Source organism: Corynebacterium kozikiae, assembly GCF_024580965.1.
Classification (GTDB): Bacteria; Actinomycetota; Actinomycetes; order Mycobacteriales; family Mycobacteriaceae; genus Corynebacterium; species Corynebacterium kozikiae.
Genome location: NZ_JANIKJ010000007.1, coordinates 46,844 through 70,038, shown reverse-complemented (window position 1 = coordinate 70,038; position 23,195 = coordinate 46,844). Strand labels below are relative to the sequence as shown.

Here is a 23,195-nt window from a genome sequence, read left to right as displayed (position 1 = left end):
GGTTCCCAACGATTCCAGTGCCGCAACCAAAGTTAGGGTGCAGGTGGCAGCGCCTTTGGCCCTTGCTCTTCAAGTTCCCCGAACTGTTCCAGCAGTTCGGGGCGGCCGAGGCCCCACTGGGTCATTGTGTAGTTCAACCATGCGCGGCGTTTGTGAGATTTGGGGTCGTACACAATGTGGGGTTCGCGGTCGAACACCATGGTTGCGCGCCCGGGGAGGTGTTCGGAAGGCACCCGGTAGCGTGGCCACGTCCCGCCAGGAGTGCCGTGGTGAATGAAGCTGCCCCAATACCCCTGCATGAGTTCGCGCATTTTCTCTAGGGTTTCGGATTTCCCAATGCGATGGACGGCTGAAGCACGGGAACCGTTGAGATCTCCGAACACGGGCGTGAGTTCCATCGAGTGCATCGCGCCGAGCCCCAACCAGCGCCATACTGCTGGCGCAAAATCAAAGCGGTACATCCAGGTGTTCGCCACAAGCTGGTGGTAGGTGGCGGCCACCATGGCGGGTGCCCAAAATACGGCGTCGGCGATGAGCAGTGCAAACTCCTTGCGCCGAAACGCACCTTCATAGGACTCCAGCACACCGGGTGCGCCTTCCGGGTCGAATGCCGCGAGCATCCGCTCGGCTGCCCTGCCGCGGGCGGTTTGGCGCAGGTAAAAGCCTTTGGCAAAGGATGCTTCGTCGTAATTCGTTCCAATGAGCAGCGGCACCGGGTGCTGCTGGCCTTTGCGAAACACTTCCAACGGGTGCTCGAACAGCACTTTTCCATCCACGGTAGGCCCGTAGCAGGAGTTCATCATGAACAGCTCGCGGCTGCGCCACAGCATTGACTGACCCGCATTAATGAGCGTCTTTTGATCCATCTCCCGCAACTGCGCAACGGTGGCGTCTTCCGCCAGCCCGAGGCGCCGGCGCAACTGCGCAGTCCAAAACGCCGCCTGCGCCTTGGAATGCACCATGGCAATCGGTGGCGACTGCGCAATGCACCGATGGAACATCCCTTTCGCCGCAGGCACGCACATCAAGGTGAGTACAGCCGCAGCACCCGCGGACTCCCCCATGATCGTCACATTCTCGGGGTCGCCACCAAACGCTGCAATGTTGGCTTGAATCCACCGCAGCGCCAAAAGCTGATCGAGTACCGCCGGGTTCGCCACCACATCATCACCCGGCGCGGCCATGCTGCTGAAGTCCAGGTAGCCAAGCACTCCGAGACGAAAATTGAGGCTCACATACACCACGTTCATGCCGGTGGCCAGGTAGTGCCCGCGCAGGAGAAGCTCGTGCGAGGACCCAAACATGAATGACCCTCCGTGGAAATACACAACTACGGGCAGCACTTCGTCGGAATCCGGGCGCACCACATCCAAATGCAGGCAGTCCTCGCCGCCTTTGGTGCGGTCGCTGGGCCCGAGGATCGGTTGCGCGGCAACCTCGCCATACTCCGTGCACTCTCGCACGCCCGGCCATGGTTTCGCTGGGCGGGGAGCTGCAAAACGACGTTCCCCTGTGGTTGTTTCCCCGTATGGCACCCCGCGCCATGTGCGCACGGAAAGCTCTGGGGAAATCCCTGTTTGCCGGACCCCCGCGACCAGCCCTGCGGTGGTGCGTGCGAGGATGCGCTGCGGCGCGTCGGAACTCTCACCGGCGGCTAGCTGTGTGTTTGTACGCTGCAGCCGCGGCACTTTGCGGCCACGTTTGCTCATGTTGTCTACAGTAGGTGACATGGTGAATTACGTCGACCGCGAAACAACGCTGTGCATCTCGCTCGCAGCACGCCCCTCTAATCACGGTGTGCGCTTCCACAACTGGCTGTTTGCTGAGCTGGGCCTGAACTACCTCTACAAGGCTGTGGCCCCCACCGACATCACACAGGCGATCGCCGGTGTGCGCGGGCTCGACATCCGCGGCGCCGCGGTGTCTATGCCATACAAGCAGGACGTCATCGCGCTCATCGACGGCCTGCATCCTTCCGCCGAGCGCATCGGTGCCGTGAACACGATTGTGAACGATTCCGGCGTGCTCACAGGTTACAACACGGACTACACGGCGGTGGCGTCTCTGCTGAACACCCACAATGTGGACCCGGCGTGGAGGGTTGCCGTGCGCGGCTCCGGTGGCATGGCTAACGCAGTGGTGGCGGCACTCGCGGACCACGGCATGCGCGGCGCGGTGGTGGCACGCAATCAGGCTACGGGTACCGCGCTTGCGGAGCGCTACGGTTGGGAATACGCCACCGAAGTCCCAGAAAATGCTGAGCTGCTGGTCAACGTCACCCCACTGGGAATGAATGGTGACCAAGCTGATGCCCAGGCCTTCAGCGACACTCAAATCCAACGCGCAAAGATGATTTTCGATGTTGTGGCCTACCCGGTGCGCACCCCACTGATTGTGAAGGCGGAGGAACTGGGCGTGCCGAGCATCAATGGCGGTGAAGTGGTGGCGCTGCAGGCCGCCGAACAGTTTGTGCTCTACACCGGCAAGCAGCCCACTCAAGCACAGGTGGATGCAGCGGAAGCTTACGCCCAGCAAGGCTAGTTGCAGAATCGTTATTTGCGTGCGGGAACCTTTTCGGCACAACAGGCAGTTATATCCTGTGAGCCCAAGGCCACATGGGGCCTCGGCATCGTTAGAGAACATCAACTGTGAAGGACCAATTCAATGGGTTTTGAGCTCCCATTCTTTGGAAAGAGCAACCAACAACCAGCTGGCAACGTCGAGATAACGGACGCCGTTGGCGCCGAGGTTACAGACCCCAACGCCCTCGAGGCCCGCGGGGGCATAGCCGCTAAGGCGCTCATCACCGCGTTGGATAAGGCTGTCTCCATGCAGTCCTCCACGATTGAGAACTATGTGGATTGGCTGCGTGCCAAGAACCCAGAGGCCACCCCAGAGGAAATCCAGGTGCTGATGGACAAGCACTTCATGCGCCTGGCCACCGGCTCCGGCGCCGGTGCGGGTGCCGCTGCCGCGATCCCGGGCATTGGGTTTGTCACCGGCGCGTTGGCAATCAGCGCGGAGTCTTTGGTGTTCCTGGACGCCGCAGCGTTTTACACTGTCGCCGCAGGCTACCTACGCGGCGCGGAAATCCGCGACCCCGAGCGCAGGAAGGCCCTGATCCTGGTGGCCATCACGGGCTCCGCCGGCTCCGCCCTGGTGGACGCTGCGCTGGAAACTTCCTCCATTACTGCCATCTCCAACATGTCCAAGCGCAATTTGGTGCAGGTGAACAACCAGCTCGTGCGCCTTGCATTGAAGCAGGTCAACAAGCGAATCCGCCGCGCTTGGCTGGGCAAACTCATGCCGATGGGCGTGGGATTAGTCCTTGGCACGATGGCCAACCGGAAGCTGGCAGACAAGGTGATCAGCAACACCCGCAGCTCTCTGGGTCCTCTTCCAGCACGTTTTGCAACACCGGCAAAGGCCGAGGAAGATGTGCTAGAACCAGCCAAGAACTAGCCTAAGGGGTTTGCTACCGTGCACAAGGGCCGTTATCGCCAACTGCTGCGTGCACTGTGGCAATCCCCTTTTGTGTTGCTGTGCGCAATACTTTCCTCCGTAGGGGTCACGGCATTCCAGGCGGCCATTCCGCTGCTCGCGGGCCAGGCGGTGGACGCCGCAACCGGGGCCAATGCAGCGGACATCCCCCAGGTGGTTCGCATACTCATCGTGGTGGCCCTCCTGCGCTATGCCTTCCAATTCGCCCGCAGGTTCGTGGCGGGCATCTTGTCCAACCGCCTGCAACACACCTTGCGCATCGCGGTGTTGGAATCTTTGCTGCGGCTCGACGGCAAAGCTCAAAACAAGCTGGACACCGGCCAGGTGGTTTCCCGTTCCATCTCTGACCTCAACCAGGTTCAGGCCGTGGTGGCCATGTTCCCGCTGCTGTTGGGCCAGGTCCTGAACCTCATTGTGATCCTGGCGCTGCTTGGGTGGATTTCCTTGCCACTATTGGCAGTGGCGGTGCTCAGCGTGCCAGTGATTACTGTGATTACTTGGTTGTCTAGGCGCACGCTCTTTGCAGCCACCTGGTCAAAACAGCAGGCAATTGCCAAGGTGAGCACCCAAATCGAGCAAACGGTCACCGGTGTACGCGTGGTCAAGGCATTCGCTCAGGAGCGCCGGGAACTCGGCACGCTGCGTATCCTCGGGCGCGAGGTTTACGCCACCGCCATCCGCGCGGCAAAGCTCACGGCCCGATTCCAGCCGCTTGTGCAGCAGCTTCCCAACGTGGCGTTGGTGATCGGCATCGGTTTGGGCGGCATGCTGGCGCTGCGTGGGGAAATCACCATTGGCCTGTTTTTGGCATTTGGCGCCTACCTCACACAGGTCACGGGGGTCATTTCTTCCATCGCCGGCCTGGTGGTGCAGTTCCAGCTCGGCGCGAGCGCCCTTGAGCGCGTGTACCAGGTCATCGATCTCACACCAGAAATTGTGCCCACCACCGATCGCACGCGGGCAAGCACAGTTGGGGATATCAAGGTGAAGGGTGTTTCCTTCCAATTCGGCGAGCAAGAAGTGCTGCGTGGCATTGACCTTGATGCGCCGCGCGGCAGCACCACCATGATGGTGGGCCCGGCGGGTTCGGGGAAAACCATCCTCTTGGAGCTGCTCGCCGGGGTGTATCAACAAGAATCCGGAACCGTCCGCATCGCCGGCACCGTAGGTGCGGTATTTGATGATCCCTTCTTGTACTCAGACACAGTGTTCCACAACATTGACTTGGGTCGTGGGCTCAGCACCGAACAGGTGGAACGCGCTGCACGCATCGCTTGCGCACACGAGTTCATCAAGCAGCTCCCGCAGGGCTACAACACCACTGTGGGCGAGCGAGGGCTGACGCTTTCGGGTGGGCAGCGCGCACGCATCGCCATCGCGCGCGCAGTCGCGGCAGACCCAGACATCCTATTGTTTGACGACGCCACCAGTGCCATCGACGCCACCACGGAACGCGCCATTTACACCGCGCTTCGCCAAGCTCTTCCGAACACCACTATCATCGCCGCAGCCCACCGGCACAGCACACTGGAGCATGCGGACAGCATCGCGCTGATTCATCAGGGCCGCACCCTGGCTCAGCTTCCGCCAGCGGAGATGGCGCAGCACCCACAGTTCCTGCACATCATGCAGCTACAGGGCAAGGTCACACCAGTTCCTTTCGACGACGGCACCGAACCGCCCGCCCACCTGCTTTGGCCGGAGGACGCCCCAGAGGCCGACGCCTTGGCGATGGAGTCCAGCACGATGCGCGAGGTCGCGTCCTCTGCCGGTATGCACCCAGGGCAAGGGGGCGCGCGTCGGCAAAGCGCCGCAATGCCGGCGACCCCTGAGCTCCTGGCGCGCGTCGGCAAGCTCCCTCCAGCCACAGCAACTCCGAAAGCAGACGAGCAGGCTCTGGAGCAACCGCTCAAGGTGTTCAACGCTCGAGTGCTGTTCGCCGAGGTCAAGGGGCTGATCGCGGCGGTGACTGGTTTGTATGCGCTGTCCGTAGCCGCCGGCTTGAGCGTGCCTTGGCTTGCGCGCATGGTGATTGACCGGGGTGTTTTGGGGAACCAACCGGGCATCATCGGCCCGATTACCGCGGTGGGGCTCGCCTTGGTGGCGCTGGCCTGGGGCGCCCAGATAGCCACAACAATCACCACGGCAACCACCGGCGAACGCCTGCTCTATCAGTTACGAGTGCGCTGCTACGCGCATCTGCAGCGGCTCAGCATGAACTATTACGAGCAGAACATGGCTGGGGCGATCATGACGCGAATGACCACGGACATCGACGCCCTGAACACGTTCCTCCAGACGAGCCTGGCCACGGCGGTGGTGAGCTCCACCACGATCGTAGGCATTCTGGTGCTGCTGGGCATCACCTCGCCGGTACTGTTCGCCGTGTCTCTGGTGGGAATCCCCGTGATCGTGGTGGCAACCATGGTGTTCCGCCGCGTTTCCACCAAGCTCTACAGCCAGGCACGCGAGCAAATCAGCGGAGTCAACGCGCAGTTCCAGGAGGCGATTGCCGGGCTGAAAACCACCCAGCTCTTTGGCTTTCAAGAGGCAACCCTCGCGAGCTTCCGTTCGGGCTCGAAGCGCTATGTGCGCACGAGGATCCGCGCTCAACTCGCTGTGGCCACCTATTTCCCAGGGCTCAATGCAATCTCTGAACTGGTGCAAGCGGGTGTGCTGCTGATCGGCGCCTCGATGGTGGCCCAAGGGCAGCTCGCGGCAGGCGCGCTGGTGGCGTTCCTGCTCTACCTGGACCGCCTCTACTCCCCCATCACCTCCCTTTCCCAAGTGTTCGACTCCTACCAGCAAGCCCAAGTGGGCCTCCGTCGAATCGGAGAGTTCCTGGGTACCTCCCCCGCTGTGGCAGACAGCGGCACGGCCACGCCGCCACAGGGCGCGGATCTGCACTTTGATCAGGTGTACTTCGGTTACACCGACACGCCAGTGCTCCAGGACTTCACGCTGAACATCCCGAGGGGACAAACGGTTGCCATTGTGGGCCCAACGGGCGCGGGAAAATCCACGGTGGTCAAACTCATCGAGCGCTTCTACGACCCCACCTCGGGCCACGTCCGGGCAAACAGTACGGACATCGCCAGCTTCTCCCTTGCCGCCTGGCGCCGCAGCGTAGGCTACGTTCCCCAGGAAGCACACCTGTTCGCCGGCACGGTTGCCAGCAACATCGCTTACGGCCTGCCCGACGCCACCCGCGAGGACATCGAGCAAGCGGCCAGGCGAGTTGGCGCGCTCGCCGCCATCGCCGCGATCCCCGGTGGCTTCCTTGCGCGCGTCGGCGAGCGTGGACGCGGCCTCTCTTCGGGGCAGCGTCAGCTCATCGCCCTCGCCCGCGCCGAGCTCATCACTCCAGAGATCATGCTTCTCGACGAGGCCACCGCCACCGTGGACCCCGCCACGGAGGCAACGATCCTCAAGGCCTCCCAACGGGTCACCGCACACCGGACCTCCGTTGTGGTAGCCCATCGCCTTGCCACTGCACAAGGCGCGGACCACATTGTGGTGATTGCTGATGGAAGAATTGCGGAGCAGGGTGATCACGACACGCTATGCACTAATGGGGGTATTTATGCAAAAATGTGGGAGGACACCACGCAGCAAAACCCCAGTTAGGGAGAGGGTCGGGGCCTGCCCCCGTTCGTGCCTAGCACTGAAGAGGAAACTTTGTGCAAAGCAGTTACACCCTTTTTCCAAAAAGGGTTAGCCTGTAGTGAGTTAGACGTAAGAAATCTCACAAAGAAATGAGGCGAGCACCTGCCGTGAGCAGCGCGAGTACCTTCGGCCAGAATCAGTGGCTGGTTGACGAGATGTTCCAGCAGTTCAAGAAAGATCCCCAGTCTGTAGATGCAGAGTGGCGCGAGCTTTTTGAAAAGCAGGGTGCACCAGCATCTCCTGAACCAGCCGCCCCTGCCCCAGTCAGCACACCGCAGCCAGCGGAGCCAGTAGCACAGCGCGCGGACCAAAAGACGGAAGCGCGAGTAGAAGAAGAGGCAAAGAAGGCTGCCGCCGCGCAGAAGCGCAAGGCGTCCCCGCTGGACCGTGAGGGCGAGCTCCCAGCCCCTGGCACCAAGCAAATCAAGGGCATCTTCAAGGCTATTGCCAAGAACATGGACGAGTCCCTGGAAATCCCCACCGCTACCTCGGTGCGCGATATGCCGGTCAAGCTCATGTTTGAAAACCGCGCGATCATTAACAACTTCCTTGCGCGTACCTCCGGCGGCAAGGTGTCCTTCACCCACATCATTGGCTACGCCATGGTCAAGGCCACCATGATTCACCCGGTGATGAACAACTCTTACTCCGTGGAGGACGGCAAGCCCACCCTGCACACCCCGGAGCACATCAACCTGGGTCTGGCTATCGACGTCGCCCAGAAGGACGGCTCCCGCGCTTTGGTCGTTGCGGCGATCAAGAAGTGCGAAACCCTGGACTTCGCCGCATTTGTGGAGGCATACGAGGATATCGTTGCCCGCTCCCGCGTGGGCAAGCTCACCATGGATGACTACTCCGGTGTCACCATTTCCCTGACCAACCCAGGTGGCATTGGCACCCGCCACTCCGTGCCTCGCCTGACCAAGGGCCAGGGCGCGATCATCGGTGTGGGTTCCATGGATTACCCAGCGGAGTTCGCTGGCGCTTCCGAGGACCGCCTGGCCGAGCTCGGCGTGGGCAAGTTGGTGACCATCACGTCCACCTACGACCACCGCATCATCCAGGGCGCAGAATCTGGTGAATTCCTGCGCACCATGAGCCAACTGTTTGTGGATGACACCTTCTGGGATGAGGTATTTGCCTCCGTAGGTGTGCCGTACACCCCGATGCGCTGGGCACAGGATCTGCCGAACACCGGCCTAGATAAGAACACCCGCGTGATGCAGCTCATCGAGGCTTACCGCTCCCGCGGCCACCTCATTGCAGATGTGAACCCGCTGAAGTGGATCCAGCCCGGCATGCCGGTGCCTGACCACCGCGACCTGGACATTGAGACGCACGGCCTCACCCTGTGGGACCTGGACCGCAGCTTCCACGTCGGTGGCTTTGGTGGCAAGGAGACCATGACGCTGCGCGAGGTGCTCTCCCGCCTGCGCGCCGCCTACACCCTGAAGGTCGGCTCCGAGTACACCCACATCCTGGACCGCGACGAGCGCACCTGGCTGCAAGACCGCCTGGAGGCGGGCATGCCTAAGCCAACGCCTGCGCAGCAGAAGTACATCATGCAGCAGCTCAACGCCGCTGAGGCCTTTGAGAACTTCCTGCAGACCAAGTACGTGGGCCAAAAGCGCTTCTCCTTGGAGGGCGCCGAATCCCTCATCCCGCTCATGGATTCCGCCATTGATACCGCCGCGGGCCAGGGCTTGGACGAAGTGGTCATCGGTATGCCACACCGCGGCCGCCTCAACGTGCTGTTCAACATCGTGAACAAGCCACTGGCAACCATCTTCACTGAGTTTGAAGGCCACATCGAGCCCAAGGCAGCCGGTGGCTCCGGTGACGTGAAGTACCACTTGGGCGCAGAGGGCACCCACCTGCAGATGTTCGGCGACGGTGAAATCAAGGTCACCTTGACCGCCAATCCATCCCACCTCGAGGCAGTGAACCCCGTCATGGAGGGTATCGCCCGGGCAAAGCAGGACATCCTGGACAAGGGCGAGTCCGGCTACTCCGTGATGCCACTGCTGCTCCACGGCGACGCCGCCTTCGCGGGCCTGGGCATTGTGCCGGAGACCATCAACTTGGCACAGCTTCGCGGCTACACCGTGGGCGGCACCGTCCACATCGTGGTGAACAACCAGATCGGCTTCACCACTACTCCTGACTCCGGGCGCTCCAGCCACTACGCAACGGACTACGCTAAGGCCTTTGGCTGCCCCGTGTTCCACGTCAATGGTGATGACCCAGAGGCAGTGGTGTGGGTTGGCCAGCTCGCCACCGAGTACCGCCGTCGCTTTGGCAAGGATGTGTTCATTGACCTCATCTCCTACCGCCGCCGCGGCCACAACGAGGCTGATGACCCATCGATGACCCAGCCACTCATGTACGAGCGCATCAACGGCCGCAAGACCGTGCGTGAGCAGTACACCGAGGATCTGCTCGGCCGTGGTGATCTCACCAAGGACGATGCAGAGCGCGTGGCAGCAGACTTCCACGACCAGATGGAAGCAGTGTTCAACGAGGTCAAGGAAGCCGAAAAGAAGGCCTTTGCCCCACAGGAGGGCATCACCAGCTCCCAGGCCCTGCCTCATGGCCTCAAGACCAACATCACCCGCGAAGAACTCGTGGAAATCGGCCAGGCCTACGCCAATGCCCCTGAGGGCTTTGAGTTCCACCCACGAGTGGCTCCAGTTGCACAAAAGCGCCTGGAATCCGTGCGCGAGGGCGGCATTGACTGGGGCTGGGGTGAGCTCATTGCCTTCTCCTCGCTGGCCAACACCGGCAAGCTCGTGCGCCTGGCAGGTGAGGATTCCCGCCGCGGCACCTTCACCCAGCGCCACGCTGTGGTGTATGACCCCAACACCGGTGAAGAGTTCAACGGCCTCCACGAGCTGGCCAAGCGCAACGGCGGCAAGTTCCTGGTTTACAACTCCGCGCTCACCGAGTTCGCCGGCATGGGCTTCGAGTACGGCTACTCCGTAGGAAACCCAGACGCCGTAGTGGCGTGGGAAGCGCAGTTCGGCGACTTCGCCAACGGCGCCCAGACCATCATCGACGAATACGTTTCCTCCGGTGAGGCCAAGTGGGGCCAGCTTTCCTCCGTGATCCTGCTCCTGCCACACGGCTACGAAGGCCAGGGTCCGGACCACTCCTCCGCACGTATCGAGCGCTACCTGCAGCTCTGTGCAGAGGGCACCATGACCGTGGCTCAGCCGACCACCCCAGCCAACTACTTCCACCTGCTGCGTCGTCACGCACTGGGCAACCTGAAGCGCCCGCTGGTGGTGTTCACGCCAAAGTCCATGCTGCGTATGAAGGCCGCCACCTCATCCGTAGAGGACTTCACCAAGGTGGAGAAGTTCCAGTCCGTCATCAACGACCCACGCTTTGTGGACGTTGAAGGCAACGTGATTGGTGATGTGAACAAGGTCAAGAAGATCATGCTGGTCTCCGGCAAGCTCTACTACGAGCTGGCCAAGAAGGCTCAAAAGGACAAGCGCGAGGACGTGGCGATCGTGCGCATCGAGATGCTGCACCCAATTCCGTTCAACCGCCTGCGCGAAGCCTTTGCCACCTACCCGAACGCAGAAGAAATCCGCTTCTGCCAGGACGAACCCGCAAACCAGGGCCCATGGCCATTCCTGCATGAGCACCTCTCCGAGCTCATCCCGGATATGCTGCCAATGAAGCGCGTTTCCCGCCGCGCACAGTCCTCCACCGCAACCGGCCTCTCCAAGGTCCACGCAGTGGAACAGGAAGCATTGCTCAAGGAAGCATTTGCGGACTAACTAGAACATGCTCCCCACGGATACCCGTGGGGAGCATTTTTATACCCCGGCCCGATCGAGCAGCGCGGGGATTTCCTCATGAGGAGGTACTTCGTTCATAGTGCTCAGGGAGCCGGATACCACGTTGATGGTGGAACGCTCCGGGCGCCCAATCACTGGGCTTCGGTACACGGGCACCAGGTTTTGCGGCAAGAAATCCGCTTCACAGGCCTGGGCGTTGGAGGGGTCAGTGGCGTCCATGTTATCCCCCAGCGAGCCCATGAGGGCGGCATACGTTCGCTCGCGCCACTCCGCGGTGACTACGCCGTTGTACTCCTGGGCGAGTTCTTCGGCGAGCGCAGGATTGAGCTCTTGCAGTGCGTTGCCGGCGCAGGTCAAGGTGAGGTCCGCGTGGCCAGTGGCCAGCCTGTGCAGGCTGGATTCCTCGGTGACTTCCAATACCGCCTCGCGCCCCTGGCGTTCCAGCGCCTGGCGGTAGAGCTCACCGAGGAACACCGCACGAGGGGCATCATCAACGCTGATGACTACGGCCTTTTCCGCCTCAGGGAGTACCGGGGCTTCGAGGTCAGTGCAGGCGGAAAGTGCGCCAGCAAGCGCCAAGGCAAGGGTTGCAACGCTGCCTCGCACGTGGTGGGAGTGACCGGCCTGCAAATTGTGCTGCATCGTTGAATCCTTTTCTCCCGGCGCGAAAAATGACCTTTCTAGCTTAGCGTTAATGACTCTAGATGCGTAGACTAAGGCCTCATGAGTGAAGTGACCCGAGTGTACGCAGGCCGCCTGTCCGGCATGGTAGTTCGAGGTCCCGATACAGACGCGATCGGGCGTGTACGCGACGTTGTGGTGAACATCCGCCCGCAGGGCCACACCTCGCGCGCAATTGGGCTGGTTGTGGAAATGACCAACAAACGCAAGATCTTTGTTCCAATATTGCGCGTGGGTGCCATCGACCCCCAAGAAATCACACTGTCCACTGGTTCAGTGTCACTGCGCGCCTACACTCCTCGCGCCGGTGAGGTAGCGCTGCTGGGTGACTTGGTGGGCCAGAAGGTCCAGGTGGATGACCCCGAGCTGGAGCACCTGCACAGCCTGCCGGTAGAAATCGCCGACGTGGAACTCGAACGCACCCGCTCCCGCGACTGGGTGATCTCACGGGTCGCAGTGATCAGCGAGCGCCCGAAGTTCGGCCGGCGCCCCCAACTACACACCGCGTTGTGGAGCCATGTGCATGGCGTGCATGCTGCGGGCGTCGGCGAGTCCTCCCCTACCGCAGAGCTGCTGGTGACATTCGAGGATATGCGCCCTGCCGACGTCGCCCACGCGATGTACGACCTCCCGCCCCAGCGGCGCCTCGCGGTGGCACGGGAGCTGGACGACGAACGCCTCGCCGACGTGCTGCAGGAGCTCTCCGAGGATCGCCAGGCAGAGCTCATTGAAGCCCTGGGCATTGAGCGCGCCGCTGAGGTGCTCGAGGAAATGGATCCCGACGATGCGGCTGACCTGCTCGGTGAGTTGGACGATGAGAAGGCAGATGTGCTGCTGGAGCTGATGGACCCTGAGGAGTCCGCCCCGGTGCGCCGCCTCATGAACTTCAGCCCGGACACGGTGGGTGCGCTCATGACCCCAGAGCCACTCATTTTGTCCCCGCAAACCACCGTTGCGGAGGCCTTGGCACTCGCACGCAACCCTGATCTTTCCACCTCGCTGGCAAGCCTGGTATTTGTGGTGCGCCCACCCACGGCGACCCCAACCGGCAAGTACCTAGGGTGTGTGCACATCCAACGCCTCTTGCGGGAGCCGCCCTCGGCGCTGGTGTCCGGCATTCTGGACCCTGACCTTCCGCCGCTGTACACGGATGACTCGCAGGAGACCGCAGCGCGCTTTTTTGCCACTTACAACCTGGTGTGCGGGCCGGTGCTGGACTCAGACGGCCACTTGCTCGGCGCGGTGAGCGTCGATGACCTGCTTGACCACATGCTTCCAGACGATTGGCGCGACGAAGGCCTGCGCCCCGACCCTCACGCTTAAACCATGGCAGAATACAATCGCTCAAACCTGGACACTCCCACGCTGCGGAGCCGGAAAAACCCCTTCAAGCTGGATGACGATACCGTAGGCGCCTACGCCGAAAAGGTTGCCCGGTTCTTTGGCACCGGCAGTTACCTCATGTGGCAAACGGTGTTCGTGGTCATCTGGATCCTGCTGAACGTTGGCGGCTGGTGGTTCTCCTGGGATGCCTACCCATTCATCCTGCTCAACCTGGCATTTTCCACCCAGGCTGCCTATGCCGCGCCGTTGATTCTGCTCGCGCAGAACCGGCAGGAGGACCGCGACCGCGTCTCTCTCGCCGAAGACCGTCGCCGCGCTTTTGAAACCAAAGCGGACACCGAGTTCATCACCCGCGAGCTCGCCGGGCTGCGCCTTGCGGTGGGCGAAATGGTGACCCGTGATTACCTGCGCCACGAACTTGAAGACCTCCAGAATATGCTGGAACGCATTGAGGCGAAGCTCGACGACGAAGCGGCGGCACGCGCGGCATGGCGCCACCAGATTCGCGGTGAGCACGAACTCAATGACCCCGTGCAGGGTGACCTTGCAGACCCCAAAGGACAATGATGACAACGATTACAGACTCCGCTGTTCGCGCAGCACTCTCCCGTGTGGAAGACCCCGAGATCGGCAAGCCCATCACTGAGCTCGGCATGGTGAAATCCGTGGAGATCCACGGTGCTGATGTGGCCGTGGAGGTGTACCTCACCATCGCCGGCTGCCCCATGAAAAACACCATCGTGGAGAACACCCGCGCCGCAGTCCAGGACATCGAAGGCGTGGGCGAGGTCAGCGTAACCACCGACGTCATGAGCGACGAACAGCGCCGCGAACTGCGCACCAGCCTGCGCGGCGAGGAGCCAGTGATTCCCTTTGCCCAACCGAACTCCACAACCCGCGTGTACGCAGTGGCCTCCGGCAAGGGTGGCGTGGGCAAGTCTTCCATGACCGTCAACCTCGCGGCTGCGCTCGCTGCCCGGGGCTTGAGCGTCGGTGTGTTGGACGCGGACATCTATGGTCACTCAGTGCCTGGTATGCTCGGCTCCACCGACCGCCCCCACGCTGTGGATGAGATGATCATGCCGCCGCAGGCACATGGTATCAAGCACATTTCCATCGCCCACTTCGTGGAAGGCAACGCCCCCGTCGTGTGGCGCGGACCGATGCTGCACCGCGCCATACAGCAGTTCTTGGGTGACGTGTTCTGGGGCGACCTCGACGTCCTCCTCCTGGACCTCCCCCCAGGCACCGGCGACATCGCCATCTCCATCGCCCAACTCCTGCCAAACGCCGAGCTCTTGGTGGTCACTACCCCACAGGCAGCGGCGGCGGAGGTTGCCGAGCGCGCCGGCTCCATCAGCCTACAGACCCACCAGCGGATCGCCGGCGTGATCGAGAACATGGCTGCGATGGTTCTGCCCGACGGCAGCGTCATGGACGTCTTCGGCTCCGGCGGCGGGCAGGCAGTAGCAGATCGCTTAACGACGCTCACCGGCGCCGAAGTCCCTCTGCTGGGCAGTGTCCCACTGGACCCCAAGCTGCGAGAAGGCGGGGATTCTGGCACCCCAATCGCGCTGGGCGACTCCCCCACTGCAAAGGCCATCCAAGCGGTAGCAGCAAAGCTCGCTGTACGCAGGGAATCCCTGGCCGGCAAGTCCCTAGGGTTGAATACGTCTAGGTGATGTCGTCCCAACTGAAGTTGCCGCGCGGCTTCTCTTGCGGCTTCTCTTCAGACTCGCGTTTGGCTTGCTCGGCAACTTTCTTGGGATCAAAGTCATCGAGGAACTGCTCGTCTCCGTCAAACAGCGCTTTGGTGAGCGCCGCGCGCGGCCCCATCCGCTGAATGGAGGCGAGCTGGTTAATTGGCTCGCGGAACTGCTCAAACTCTTGGCCGAACTCGCCGTCTAGCTCTGCCTTGGCGTTGTTGATTGCCTTTCGTGCCGCATAGATGGCAGCGCGAACGTCCTTAATCACGCCTGGTAGGCGTTCGGGGCCGATCACGATGAGAGCGACCACGAAAATGAAGAAGATCTCTACCCAGCCAATAGATGAAAACACGTCCCCAAGCCTACCCTCGACGTTTCAACTTGCGAAACACCCCTTTTTCCACCTTTTCCACCTGCGGAACTTGGGTGCCGAGGGCCTGCAATTTATCCAGCAGCGCTGAGGGAATGTGCACCTCGCAGGCTGCACGAAGCCGGGCCGAGGCGCGTCGTTGCCGCTCAATTTCCCCCCGGCATTCATCGCACTGGGCAACATGGATCTGCGCGCGCTCCCGCGCTTGGGGCATCAACTCCCCGTCCACATAGGCCGCAACGGCCTCCGGGCCTAGGTGGTCAACGGCGTGCAGCGTTTTGCGCACCGTTGCAAATTCGATGGATAGAAACCGCACTTGGTCAGCCATCACAACCCTCCTTAGCGCTGCAGCAACAACTGAGCATCCTCATTCGTTGCCGCTTGTGCCTCCAAGCTAGCACGCAGTTGGGAACGGCCGCGGTGGATACGCGAGCGCACGGTGCCCATCTTCACGCCGAGGGTGTCAGCGATCTCGTCATAACTCATGCCCACCACATCACAAAGCACAACTGCTACGCGGAAGTCAGGGGCGAGTTGATCCAGTGCCGCCTGCAGCGCCGGGTCCAGGTGGGCCACGTTGTAGGCCTGCTCAGGTGACATCTCGTTGCCCGGCACGCGCTCGTAATCCTCCGGCAGGGCCTCCATACGGATCTTCTGGCGGTGGCGCACCATATCCAAAAACAGGTTGGTGGTAATGCGGTGCAGCCAGCCCTCAAAAGTCCCCGGCTGGTAGTTGTTCAGGGAACGGAATACCCGCATGAAGGTTTCCTGCGTGAGGTCCTCCGCGTCATGCTGGTTGCCGCTGAGGCGGTAGGCCAAGCGATACACGGAATCTGCGTGTTCAGCCACCAACTCGCCCCAGGAAGGCATTTCAGCTTGTCCGGCGTCAAATGCCGCGGTGCCGCTCAACTCGAGATCTGCTTGCATGTGCTCCATCTTGCCTGATGTACTTGCAGGCTTCCATTGAGAAACCTGCCAGTTTCCTGTCACTTACCCCCACAACGCCTTAATACAGCGGTATATTCCCGCCATTAGCTAGACTTTCTTGGTGTGAGCGCACAACATCCAAGCGACGTACTTCGCGAATACATCGAATCCACCACTAGCCCCTCCCTGGAGGCGGCGCTTGAAGACGCAGCCGAGTTTGGCCTCCCCACCCCGGACGCCGCAACCGGCACCCTGCTGAGCTCCCTTGCGGCGCTCACCAAGGCAACCGGGGCGATCGCCGTCACCCCAACCGCCAGCGTGATCGGCCTGTATTTGCTCGCAGGCATGGCTGAAGGCGGGATTCTCACCTGCATTGACCCAGAGGCGGACCACCAAAAACGTGCTAAGGCCACGTTCCGCGACGCCGGATACTCCCCCTCCCGCGTGCGTTTTCTGCCTTCCCGCCCACTCGATGTGATGGGCAGGCTCGCACACGGCAGCTACAACCTGGTCTACGGCGAGATCGCACCGCTGGACCTCAAGGCCTTCGTGGACGCCGCACTCCCACTGCTCGCCCCTGGTGGCGCGATTGTGCTGGCAGACGCCCTGTTGGACGGCACGTTGGCGGATGAGACCCGCAAGGACCGGGACACCGTTGCCGCCCGCGAGGCGGATCAGTATTTCCAAACGCTCGAAGGCGTGCATGTGTCTCGCCTTCCAATCGGCGCGGGCACCACGCTCATCGTGAAGCCATAAAAAATCCCCCTTGAAGGGGGATTTTTTGTCACACCGTTTGGTTCTTGCCAACTACCACCACGCCGCCTGGGCTGATGGCAAAGCGTTGAGCGTCACGGTCGCGGTCCACGCCAATAAGGGTGCCGTCGTTTACCACAACGTTTTTGTCCAGAATGCAGTGGCGCACCACTGCCCCCTTGCCAATGCGCACGCCGGGCATCAGCACGGAGCCTTCCACGGTGGCGCCCTCTTCCACGATCACGCCGGTAGAGAGCACCGAGTTGCGCACGGTGGCGCCGGAGATGATGGAGCCTTGGGCAACCATGGAGGACTGCGCAATGCCGCCTTGGACGAATTTCGCCGGAGGCAGCTCGCCGCCGTCAGTTGAGTGAATCGCCCACTTGCGGTTGTAGAGGTTGAACACTGGGTGCACGGAGATCAGGTCCATGTGGGCCTCATAGAAGGCGTCAATGGTACCGACATCACGCCAGTAGCCGCGGTCGCGGTCGGTTGAGCCTGGGACTTCGTTATTGGAGAAGTCGTACACGTGGGCGTCGCCGCGCTTCACAAAGTAAGGGATAATGTCCCCGCCCATGTCATGGGTGGAATCGGGGTTGTTCTCGTCTTCCTTGAGGGCGTCCACCAGTGCCTTCGCGGTGAAAACGTAGTTACCCATGGAGGCGTAGGTGACCTCTGGGTCATCAGGGGTGCCCGGTGGATCTGCTGGCTTCTCCAAGAACTCGGTGATGTTACCGTGTTCGTCGGACTGGATGCAGCCAAATGCCGAAGCCTCAGAGCGGGGGACGCGGATGCCAGCCACGGAGACGGACTTGCCGGAGGCAATGTGCTCCTCAACCATCTGCTCTGGGTCCATGCGGTACACGTGGTCCGCGCCGAATACCAGAACGTAATCTGGCTGCTCGTCGTAAATCAGGTTCAGCGATTGCAGGATTGCGTCCGCAGAACCCTGGTACCACCTCTTGCCTAGGCGCTGCTGCGCTGGAACGGAGGCAATGTACTGGGAAGTAGGTCCGCTAAACTGCCAGGCCTGAGAAATATGACGGTCCAGTGAGTGGGACTTGTACTGAGTCAGCACGCAAATCTTGAGGTATCCGGCGTTGACCAGGTTGGAAAGGACAAAGTCGATGAGTCGGTAATTTCCGCCAAAAGGCACTGCGGGCTTGGCGCGGTCCTCGGTGAGCGGGAAAAGGCGCTTGCCTTCACCGCCAGCAAGAACGATGGCTAGGGCATTGTATTGGTTCCTCACGCCACCAATGTAACTGGTATATGTGAGATGCGCAGGAGAAATGCAATTTAGATACTTAGAACACACATAAGCCCGCAATTGCGCTGTAACCTCGAGGGCATGAAAGTCGCAATGCTCACCAAGGAATACCCGCCGGAGATCTACGGCGGCGCAGGCGTCCACGTCACCGAACTCACTCGTTTTATGCGCGAAATTGCCCATGTGGACGTGCACTGCATGGGTGCTCCCAGGGATGAGAAAGACGTCTACGTCCATGGCGTAGACCCCATGCTCAAGGATGCCAACGCGGCGATCCAAACTCTTTCCACGGGTTTGCGAATGGCGGAGGCAACCGCCGGTGCTGATGTTGTGCACTCCCATACTTGGTACGCCGGGTTGGGCGGGCACCTCTCCGCGCGCCTGCACGGCATCCCGCACGTGGTCACCGCCCACTCCTTGGAGCCGGATCGCCCGTGGAAGCGTGAGCAGCTCGGTGGCGGCTACGAGGTATCAAGTTGGTCCGAGCGCAACGCGATGGAGTACGCGGATGCGGTGATCGCGGTGAGCGCGAAGATGCGCGAATCCGTTCTGGAGGCCTACCCCCGGATCGATCCCGACCGCGTCAAGGTGGTGCTCAACGGCATTGATACCGAGCTGTGGCAGCCCCGTGAAGGCCGCGGAGTTCTGGAGGAGCTCGGTGTGGACCTGGGCAAGCCCATCGTGGCATTCGTCGGCCGCATCACCCGCCAGAAGGGCGTGGAGCACCTGGTGAAGGCCGCGGCGCACTTCGATGAGGACGTGCAGCTCGTGCTGTGCGCTGGCGCTCCGGACACCCCGGAGATCGCGGCACACACCACGGCGCTGGTAGAAGAGCTACAGTCCAGGCGCAGCGGTATCTTCTGGGTCCAGGAGATGCTGAGCAGGGACAAGATCCAGGAGATCCTTTCCGCTGCCGAGGTCTTCGTGTGCCCCTCCATCTACGAGCCACTGGGCATCGTGAACTTGGAGGCTATGGCCTGCGGCACCGCGGTGGTGGCCTCGAACGTTGGCGGTATCCCCGAGGTGGTCCGGGACGGCTCAACTGGCCTGTTGGTGAACTACGACGAAGCCCAGCCAGAGGACTTTGAGCGTGAGATTGCGGAGAAGGTCAACCAGGTGGTTCGCGACACAGAACTCGCCCGTTCCTTCGGCCTCGCCGGCCGCGCCCGCGCTGTAGAGGACTTCTCCTGGGACGCAATCGCCCAGCAAACTGTGGATGTGTACAACTCCCTGCGTTAGGAAAGGAACCCCTATGGTCCACCGCCCCGAGCTTCACATCACCGCTGAGACCGGCGTCCTCGACGCACCCGCCGGACTCCTCCACGACGGCCAGGACTGGCACGTATTCCTGCAATTCCGGCCAAAGCTTTCCGACGCCGCCAGGTGGGGGCATCAGGTGAGCTCTGATGCGTACGGTTGGGAAGAATGCGACGACGTCCTTGCACCCCAAGGCGCGGAGACCCAGCTCCGGGCGGGGTCCGTGGTGGCTCGGGGCGATGTGGTGGACCTCTACTACACCTCCATCAGCGCCGAGGGTGCGTGCATCAAGGTAGCGTCCATCGAAGACCTGCCCGCCACCTGCGAGGAGGTCTCAAATGAAGCCTCGCAGCTCAGCGCGGTGGTTGGTGGGCACCACACGGCCGTTTCCGACCAAGCGGGGGTGGTGAATTTCCGCTCGCCATGCGTGGTTACGGATCATGAGAGCGGTTGGATCATGTTGGCAGTGGCGGGTAAGACCCCAAGCCTGCACATTTTGGAATCCTCAGACGGCCTGGATTGGCGCTACGCGGGACCGCTGGAGTTCAACGGCGAGACCGGGGTGCACGGAGAGATCGTTGCCCCTCGCGTTATTCGTCTTCGCGACCAAGTGGATGGGCAGATCTATGACATCTTGCTGATCACTGTGGAGATCAATGGCGTGGACCGCTCGGGCTACCTGGTGGGCCAGCTCAACGGCACTACGTTTGAGGTGACGCACGGTTTCGAGCGCATTGACTACGGCCATGACTTCACCCGCCCCCGAACGGCCACTGCAAACCTGGACCATACCCACCTATTTGGCCTGATGAATGGCATTGGCCGCTTGGATGACCCCAGCACGCACAAAAGCTTGGCCGAGGAAGGCTGGGCGAACTGCCTTTCCCTCCCTCGCAAGGTCACACTCCAAGGCGGCAGGTTGTTCCAAACCCCAGCCGCTGGCCTGGTGTCCGCCATTGAGCAGGCGGATAACGCCGCCTTGTGGGTGGGCACGCTTGAAGTCCCCCAGGGCGAAGAAGTGCGCATTGAGCTAGTGGACTCGATCGGCCACACCGCAGCGGTGCTCACCCACCGCGGTGACCTGCTCGAGCTCGATCGCGGCAATGACGCCGCAATCGCCCCACTGAGCGCGCCGGATACCCTCACCATCATCGTGGATGGCTCCACGGTGGAGGTGTTTGCCGACGGCGGCCAGGTGGCCATGGCCAGCCGCGTCTACTTCAATGGCAGCATCGAGGAGTTCGTGGTCACCGCTTCCGACGGTGCAACAATTGAGCGCCGCAGCGAGAAGTTCTCGCGCGACGCTCGACTGTCCCCCTGGGAAGGCCCTGTACGTTAGGCCTTACGGAAGCGGGTGATCTTGGCCTTGGCCGTCACTTCCATGGTGGCGGGCAGGGCCGCGATGCGTTCCGCCAGGATGTCTGCGTGAATGTGGCGCGCAGAGGGGCTCATCCCGATCTGTGTGGCAATGGATTCCTGGTCTAGGCGCATGGTGAACTCCACATCCTGTGGGGTATCCACCGGTACCAGGTGTCCGGCTGCCTGTTCGATCATGCGTTGGACTTTGCCGCGTTCAACGTCGATGATTCCCAAAGGCTCGCGCAGTTCGCCAAGGTGCCCGGTGTCTGCGGTGAGCACCACCACTTCACCTTCCGGCTTGAGCACGCGAGCAAACTCAGCTGCGTTGCGCGGGGCGAACACCACCGCGATGGCGTCCACGGAGGAATCTTTGATGGGCAGCCGCGCCCAGGCGTCAGCAACCACAGCACCAACGCGCGGGTGGCACTTGGCCAGCAGTTTTGCCGCGGGCACGGAGACGTCCAACCCCACCCCGCGGGAATCCTCAATGGAATCCAGCGCGTGGGAGAGGTAGTAACCGGTACCTGCGCCGATCTCCGCGATCACGGGCGCCTCACTGGTGTAGCTCAACGCCTCGGAAACTGCCTCCACAAACGGGGCAAAGTGGCCGCGAGAAAGGAAGGTTTCCCGAGCTTTGATCATCGAGGTGTCGTCACCCGAATAGCGCAGTCCGGCGCCGCCGGCCAAGGTGACGTACCCCTGCTTGGCTACGTCATAGCTGTGGCCGGTGGCCGAAACCACGCGGTTGTCCACCAACTTGAGGTCAGATCCATCGATGGGATCTGCAAGAACATCAATGATGTGTGAGAGCACTTAACTTGAAACCTCGGTGAGCAGTGCGCCGAGCTCAGCGGCCTCTTCATTGTTGAGCTCGATCACCAGGCGGCCACCTCCGTCAGTGGGGATGCGCATCACAATCTTGCGCGATTCGATAACCGCCTCCATAGGGCCGTTACCGGTGCGGGGCTTCATCGCTGCCATTCCAACATTCCTTTCATCCACTAGCTCGATCCATACTACCCAACATGAGGCGCACGAGTTGCAGGGCCTGCAACCCCGCACCCCTCAACGCGAGACAAAATAGTGGAAGCAACCACCTCAGCCATTGGCCCAAGCTGCGCCAACGGCCGGTTCCGGTGCGCCCGGACACCGCAAGGGGCCTCTACCACGCTGCTGGGACCGTGCGCCTTGGCCACGTCGATGAGCAACCCCGCTTCCACACCGTATCCTGAGACAAAGGGCATAGTCAGGGCGGTGTTGCGGCGGATCGCGTACTCCCCTCCCAGGGGCTGGGAAATGTGGCTGAGTTCCGGGAAGAACATTTTAAGCAGGGGCTTTGCGGTGAGCTCGGTTACTCTGCCGCCGCCCGAAGGCTCGCCGTTCAGAGCTCGGGTGTATGCGGCTTTGACCATGTGGATGGTGGGGTCGCAAAAGGGGCCGGTGAGCCTGCTCACGATGTCAGGGGCGAAGGTGGTGAGGTCGGCGTCGATGAACACCACCACGTCACCTCGCGCGGCCCACACCCCGCGCCATAAGGATTCCCCCTTGCCCGCCCAGACGGGATCCGGCAGGATGTCGCGCCAGTTTAAGACGGTGGCCCCGGCGCGGGCGGCTTCCGTGGCGGTGGCGTCGGTTGAGTCTGCATCGATGACGAGCACCTCGCTGGCCTGCGGAAGTACCGTGCGAACCACTTCCCCAACGGTGGCTTCCTCGTTGAGCGCGGGGATGATCACGCTGATATTCACGCAAGCCCCCGAGTGGTGTTCAAGGGTGCAACCTTGCCTTGGATTGCGGCGACCATACGGATCACATCCACCGTTTCGGCCACCTCGTGGGAGCGGAAGGCCGCCACGCCGTGCTGCGCCGCCCAGGCGGTTGCGGCCAGAGTTCCCGCAACGCGTTCGCGCACGGGGCGGTCCAGGGTTTCACCCACAAAGTCCTTGTTTGAAAGCGCCATCAGCACGGGCCAGCCGGTGGCCACCAACTCGTCAATCCGGCGCAGCAGCTCCAGGCCGTGGAAGGTGTTTTTGCCAAAGTCGTGCGTTGGATCGATCAAGATACGTTCCTCTGGCACCCCACGACTGACTGCGAGCTCTGCCTGGCTGGTGGTCTCTTGGATAACCTGGGCCAAGAGGTCATCAAAGCGCACGCGGTGGGGCCTCGTGCGGGGAATCACGCTACCGGTGTGAGAGCACACATACCCCACTTGGTACTGCCCGGCCACGGCGGAAAGCTCGGGGTCGTGGCCCGCCCAGGTGTCGTTCACCAAGGTCGCACCGGCCTGAATCGCCGCATCGGCTACTTCACTGCGCCAGGTATCCACGGAGATGGTGACGTCGGGATGCGCTGCGTGGACGGCCTGAATTACCGGTACAACCCGCTCGATCTCCTCGGAGGTGGTCACCACGGCGCCGGGGCCAGCTTTTACACCGCCGATGTCCACGATCCCGGCACCCTGCGCGATCACATCCCCGGCGCGGGCCACGGCAAGGTCCAAGGAGTTGGTGGCGCCTTGGTCATAGAAGCTGTCTGGGGTGATGTTGACGATCGCCATC

General features: G+C 61.9%; 20 protein-coding genes. 10 read left to right on the top strand and 10 right to left on the bottom strand.

Features of this window, described 5'->3' with window-relative positions:
• Positions 1–32: 32 nt before the first annotated feature.
• Positions 33–1,730 carry a carboxylesterase/lipase family protein gene (locus tag NQ018_RS06250; protein ID WP_373566907.1) on the bottom strand — a complete coding sequence of 566 codons (1,698 nt, stop codon included), beginning with the start codon at positions 1,728–1,730 and terminating at the stop codon, positions 33–35.
• Here NQ018_RS06250 and NQ018_RS06245 point away from each other — a divergent pair.
• From NQ018_RS06245 to NQ018_RS06230, 4 genes are all read left to right on the top strand, one after another.
• Complete coding sequence (locus tag NQ018_RS06245) at positions 1,729–2,541, top strand: shikimate 5-dehydrogenase (RefSeq protein WP_257059612.1); 813 nt, start codon at positions 1,729–1,731, stop codon at positions 2,539–2,541. The two genes, NQ018_RS06250 and NQ018_RS06245, sit on opposite strands and share 2 nt — an antisense overlap.
• A gap of 123 nt (positions 2,542–2,664) precedes the next feature.
• Entirely contained in the window at positions 2,665–3,462 is a 798-nt protein-coding gene (locus tag NQ018_RS06240) for a hypothetical protein (protein WP_257059603.1), read from the top strand.
• Between the two features lie 18 nt (positions 3,463–3,480).
• Positions 3,481–7,128 (top strand): ABC transporter ATP-binding protein, encoded by a 3,648-nt coding sequence (locus tag NQ018_RS06235; protein ID WP_257059600.1) that lies wholly within the window; start codon positions 3,481–3,483, stop codon positions 7,126–7,128.
• A gap of 128 nt (positions 7,129–7,256) precedes the next feature.
• Positions 7,257–10,955: a multifunctional oxoglutarate decarboxylase/oxoglutarate dehydrogenase thiamine pyrophosphate-binding subunit/dihydrolipoyllysine-residue succinyltransferase subunit gene (locus tag NQ018_RS06230; RefSeq protein WP_306428955.1), complete on the top strand. Its 3,699-nt coding sequence runs from the start codon at positions 7,257–7,259 to the stop codon at positions 10,953–10,955.
• A gap of 39 nt (positions 10,956–10,994) precedes the next feature.
• Here NQ018_RS06230 and NQ018_RS06225 read toward each other — a convergent pair whose 3' ends face one another.
• The gene (locus NQ018_RS06225; protein WP_257059595.1) at positions 10,995–11,618 is read right to left on the bottom strand and encodes a hypothetical protein; all 624 of its coding nucleotides are present in this window, start codon (positions 11,616–11,618) and stop codon (positions 10,995–10,997) included.
• Positions 11,619–11,699: 81 nt separating this feature from the next.
• On the opposite strand from NQ018_RS06225, the gene NQ018_RS06220 reads away from it, so the two are divergent.
• Genes NQ018_RS06220 through NQ018_RS06210 form a run of 3 tightly spaced genes read left to right on the top strand, consistent with a single transcriptional unit; the run spans position 11,700 to position 14,683 of the window.
• On the top strand, positions 11,700–12,980 hold the full coding sequence (locus NQ018_RS06220) for a magnesium transporter MgtE N-terminal domain-containing protein (RefSeq protein WP_257059593.1): 1,281 nt from the start codon (positions 11,700–11,702) through the stop codon (positions 12,978–12,980).
• 3 nt (positions 12,981–12,983) lie between these two features.
• A complete protein-coding gene (locus NQ018_RS06215) occupies positions 12,984–13,568 on the top strand; it encodes a DUF1003 domain-containing protein (protein ID WP_257037672.1) in 585 nt (194 codons plus the stop codon).
• Complete coding sequence (locus NQ018_RS06210) at positions 13,565–14,683, top strand: Mrp/NBP35 family ATP-binding protein (RefSeq protein ID WP_257059582.1); 1,119 nt, start codon at positions 13,565–13,567, stop codon at positions 14,681–14,683. The genes NQ018_RS06215 and NQ018_RS06210 overlap by 4 nt, the downstream gene beginning before the upstream one ends.
• Here NQ018_RS06210 and tatB read toward each other — a convergent pair.
• Genes tatB through sigE form a run of 3 tightly spaced genes read right to left on the bottom strand, consistent with a single transcriptional unit; the run spans position 14,676 to position 16,013 of the window.
• A complete protein-coding gene (gene tatB / locus NQ018_RS06205; protein WP_373566905.1) occupies positions 14,676–15,059 on the bottom strand; it encodes a Sec-independent protein translocase protein TatB in 384 nt (127 codons plus the stop codon). The genes NQ018_RS06210 and tatB overlap by 8 nt on opposite strands.
• A gap of 10 nt (positions 15,060–15,069) precedes the next feature.
• Positions 15,070–15,405, bottom strand: a complete 336-nt coding sequence (locus tag NQ018_RS06200; protein ID WP_257059580.1) for a zf-HC2 domain-containing protein — start codon at positions 15,403–15,405, stop codon at positions 15,070–15,072.
• An 11-nt stretch (positions 15,406–15,416) separates the two neighbouring features.
• Complete coding sequence (gene sigE / locus NQ018_RS06195; protein WP_257059577.1) at positions 15,417–16,013, bottom strand: RNA polymerase sigma factor SigE; 597 nt, start codon at positions 16,011–16,013, stop codon at positions 15,417–15,419.
• Positions 16,014–16,127: 114 nt separating this feature from the next.
• On the opposite strand from sigE, the gene NQ018_RS06190 reads away from it, so the two are divergent.
• Positions 16,128–16,760 carry an O-methyltransferase gene (locus NQ018_RS06190; RefSeq protein ID WP_257059575.1) on the top strand — a complete coding sequence of 211 codons (633 nt, stop codon included), beginning with the start codon at positions 16,128–16,130 and terminating at the stop codon, positions 16,758–16,760.
• A gap of 28 nt (positions 16,761–16,788) precedes the next feature.
• Here the strand turns inward: NQ018_RS06190 and glgC are convergent, their stop codons facing one another.
• Entirely contained in the window at positions 16,789–18,015 is a 1,227-nt protein-coding gene (gene glgC / locus NQ018_RS06185) for a glucose-1-phosphate adenylyltransferase (protein WP_257037751.1), read from the bottom strand.
• A gap of 90 nt (positions 18,016–18,105) precedes the next feature.
• Here glgC and glgA point away from each other — a divergent pair, with 90 nt between their 5' ends.
• A complete protein-coding gene (gene glgA / locus NQ018_RS06180; RefSeq protein ID WP_257059572.1) occupies positions 18,106–19,263 on the top strand; it encodes a glycogen synthase in 1,158 nt (385 codons plus the stop codon).
• A 13-nt stretch (positions 19,264–19,276) separates the two neighbouring features.
• The gene (locus NQ018_RS06175; RefSeq protein WP_257059569.1) at positions 19,277–20,620 is read left to right on the top strand and encodes a glycoside hydrolase family 32 protein; all 1,344 of its coding nucleotides are present in this window, start codon (positions 19,277–19,279) and stop codon (positions 20,618–20,620) included.
• Here NQ018_RS06175 and NQ018_RS06170 read toward each other — a convergent pair.
• From NQ018_RS06170 to folP, 4 genes are read right to left on the bottom strand one after another with little or no spacing between them, the layout of a single operon-like run.
• On the bottom strand, positions 20,617–21,453 hold the full coding sequence (locus NQ018_RS06170; RefSeq protein ID WP_257059568.1) for a methyltransferase domain-containing protein: 837 nt from the start codon (positions 21,451–21,453) through the stop codon (positions 20,617–20,619). The two genes, NQ018_RS06175 and NQ018_RS06170, sit on opposite strands and share 4 nt — an antisense overlap.
• Positions 21,454–21,621, bottom strand: a complete 168-nt coding sequence (locus tag NQ018_RS06165) for a DUF3117 domain-containing protein (protein WP_257037683.1) — start codon at positions 21,619–21,621, stop codon at positions 21,454–21,456.
• A gap of 35 nt (positions 21,622–21,656) precedes the next feature.
• Positions 21,657–22,385 carry a glucosyl-3-phosphoglycerate synthase gene (locus NQ018_RS06160; RefSeq protein ID WP_257059565.1) on the bottom strand — a complete coding sequence of 243 codons (729 nt, stop codon included), beginning with the start codon at positions 22,383–22,385 and terminating at the stop codon, positions 21,657–21,659.
• Complete coding sequence (gene folP, locus NQ018_RS06155; RefSeq protein ID WP_257059719.1) at positions 22,382–23,194, bottom strand: dihydropteroate synthase; 813 nt, start codon at positions 23,192–23,194, stop codon at positions 22,382–22,384. Before folP ends, NQ018_RS06160 begins: the two co-directional genes overlap by 4 nt.
• Position 23,195 lies beyond the last annotated feature (1 nt).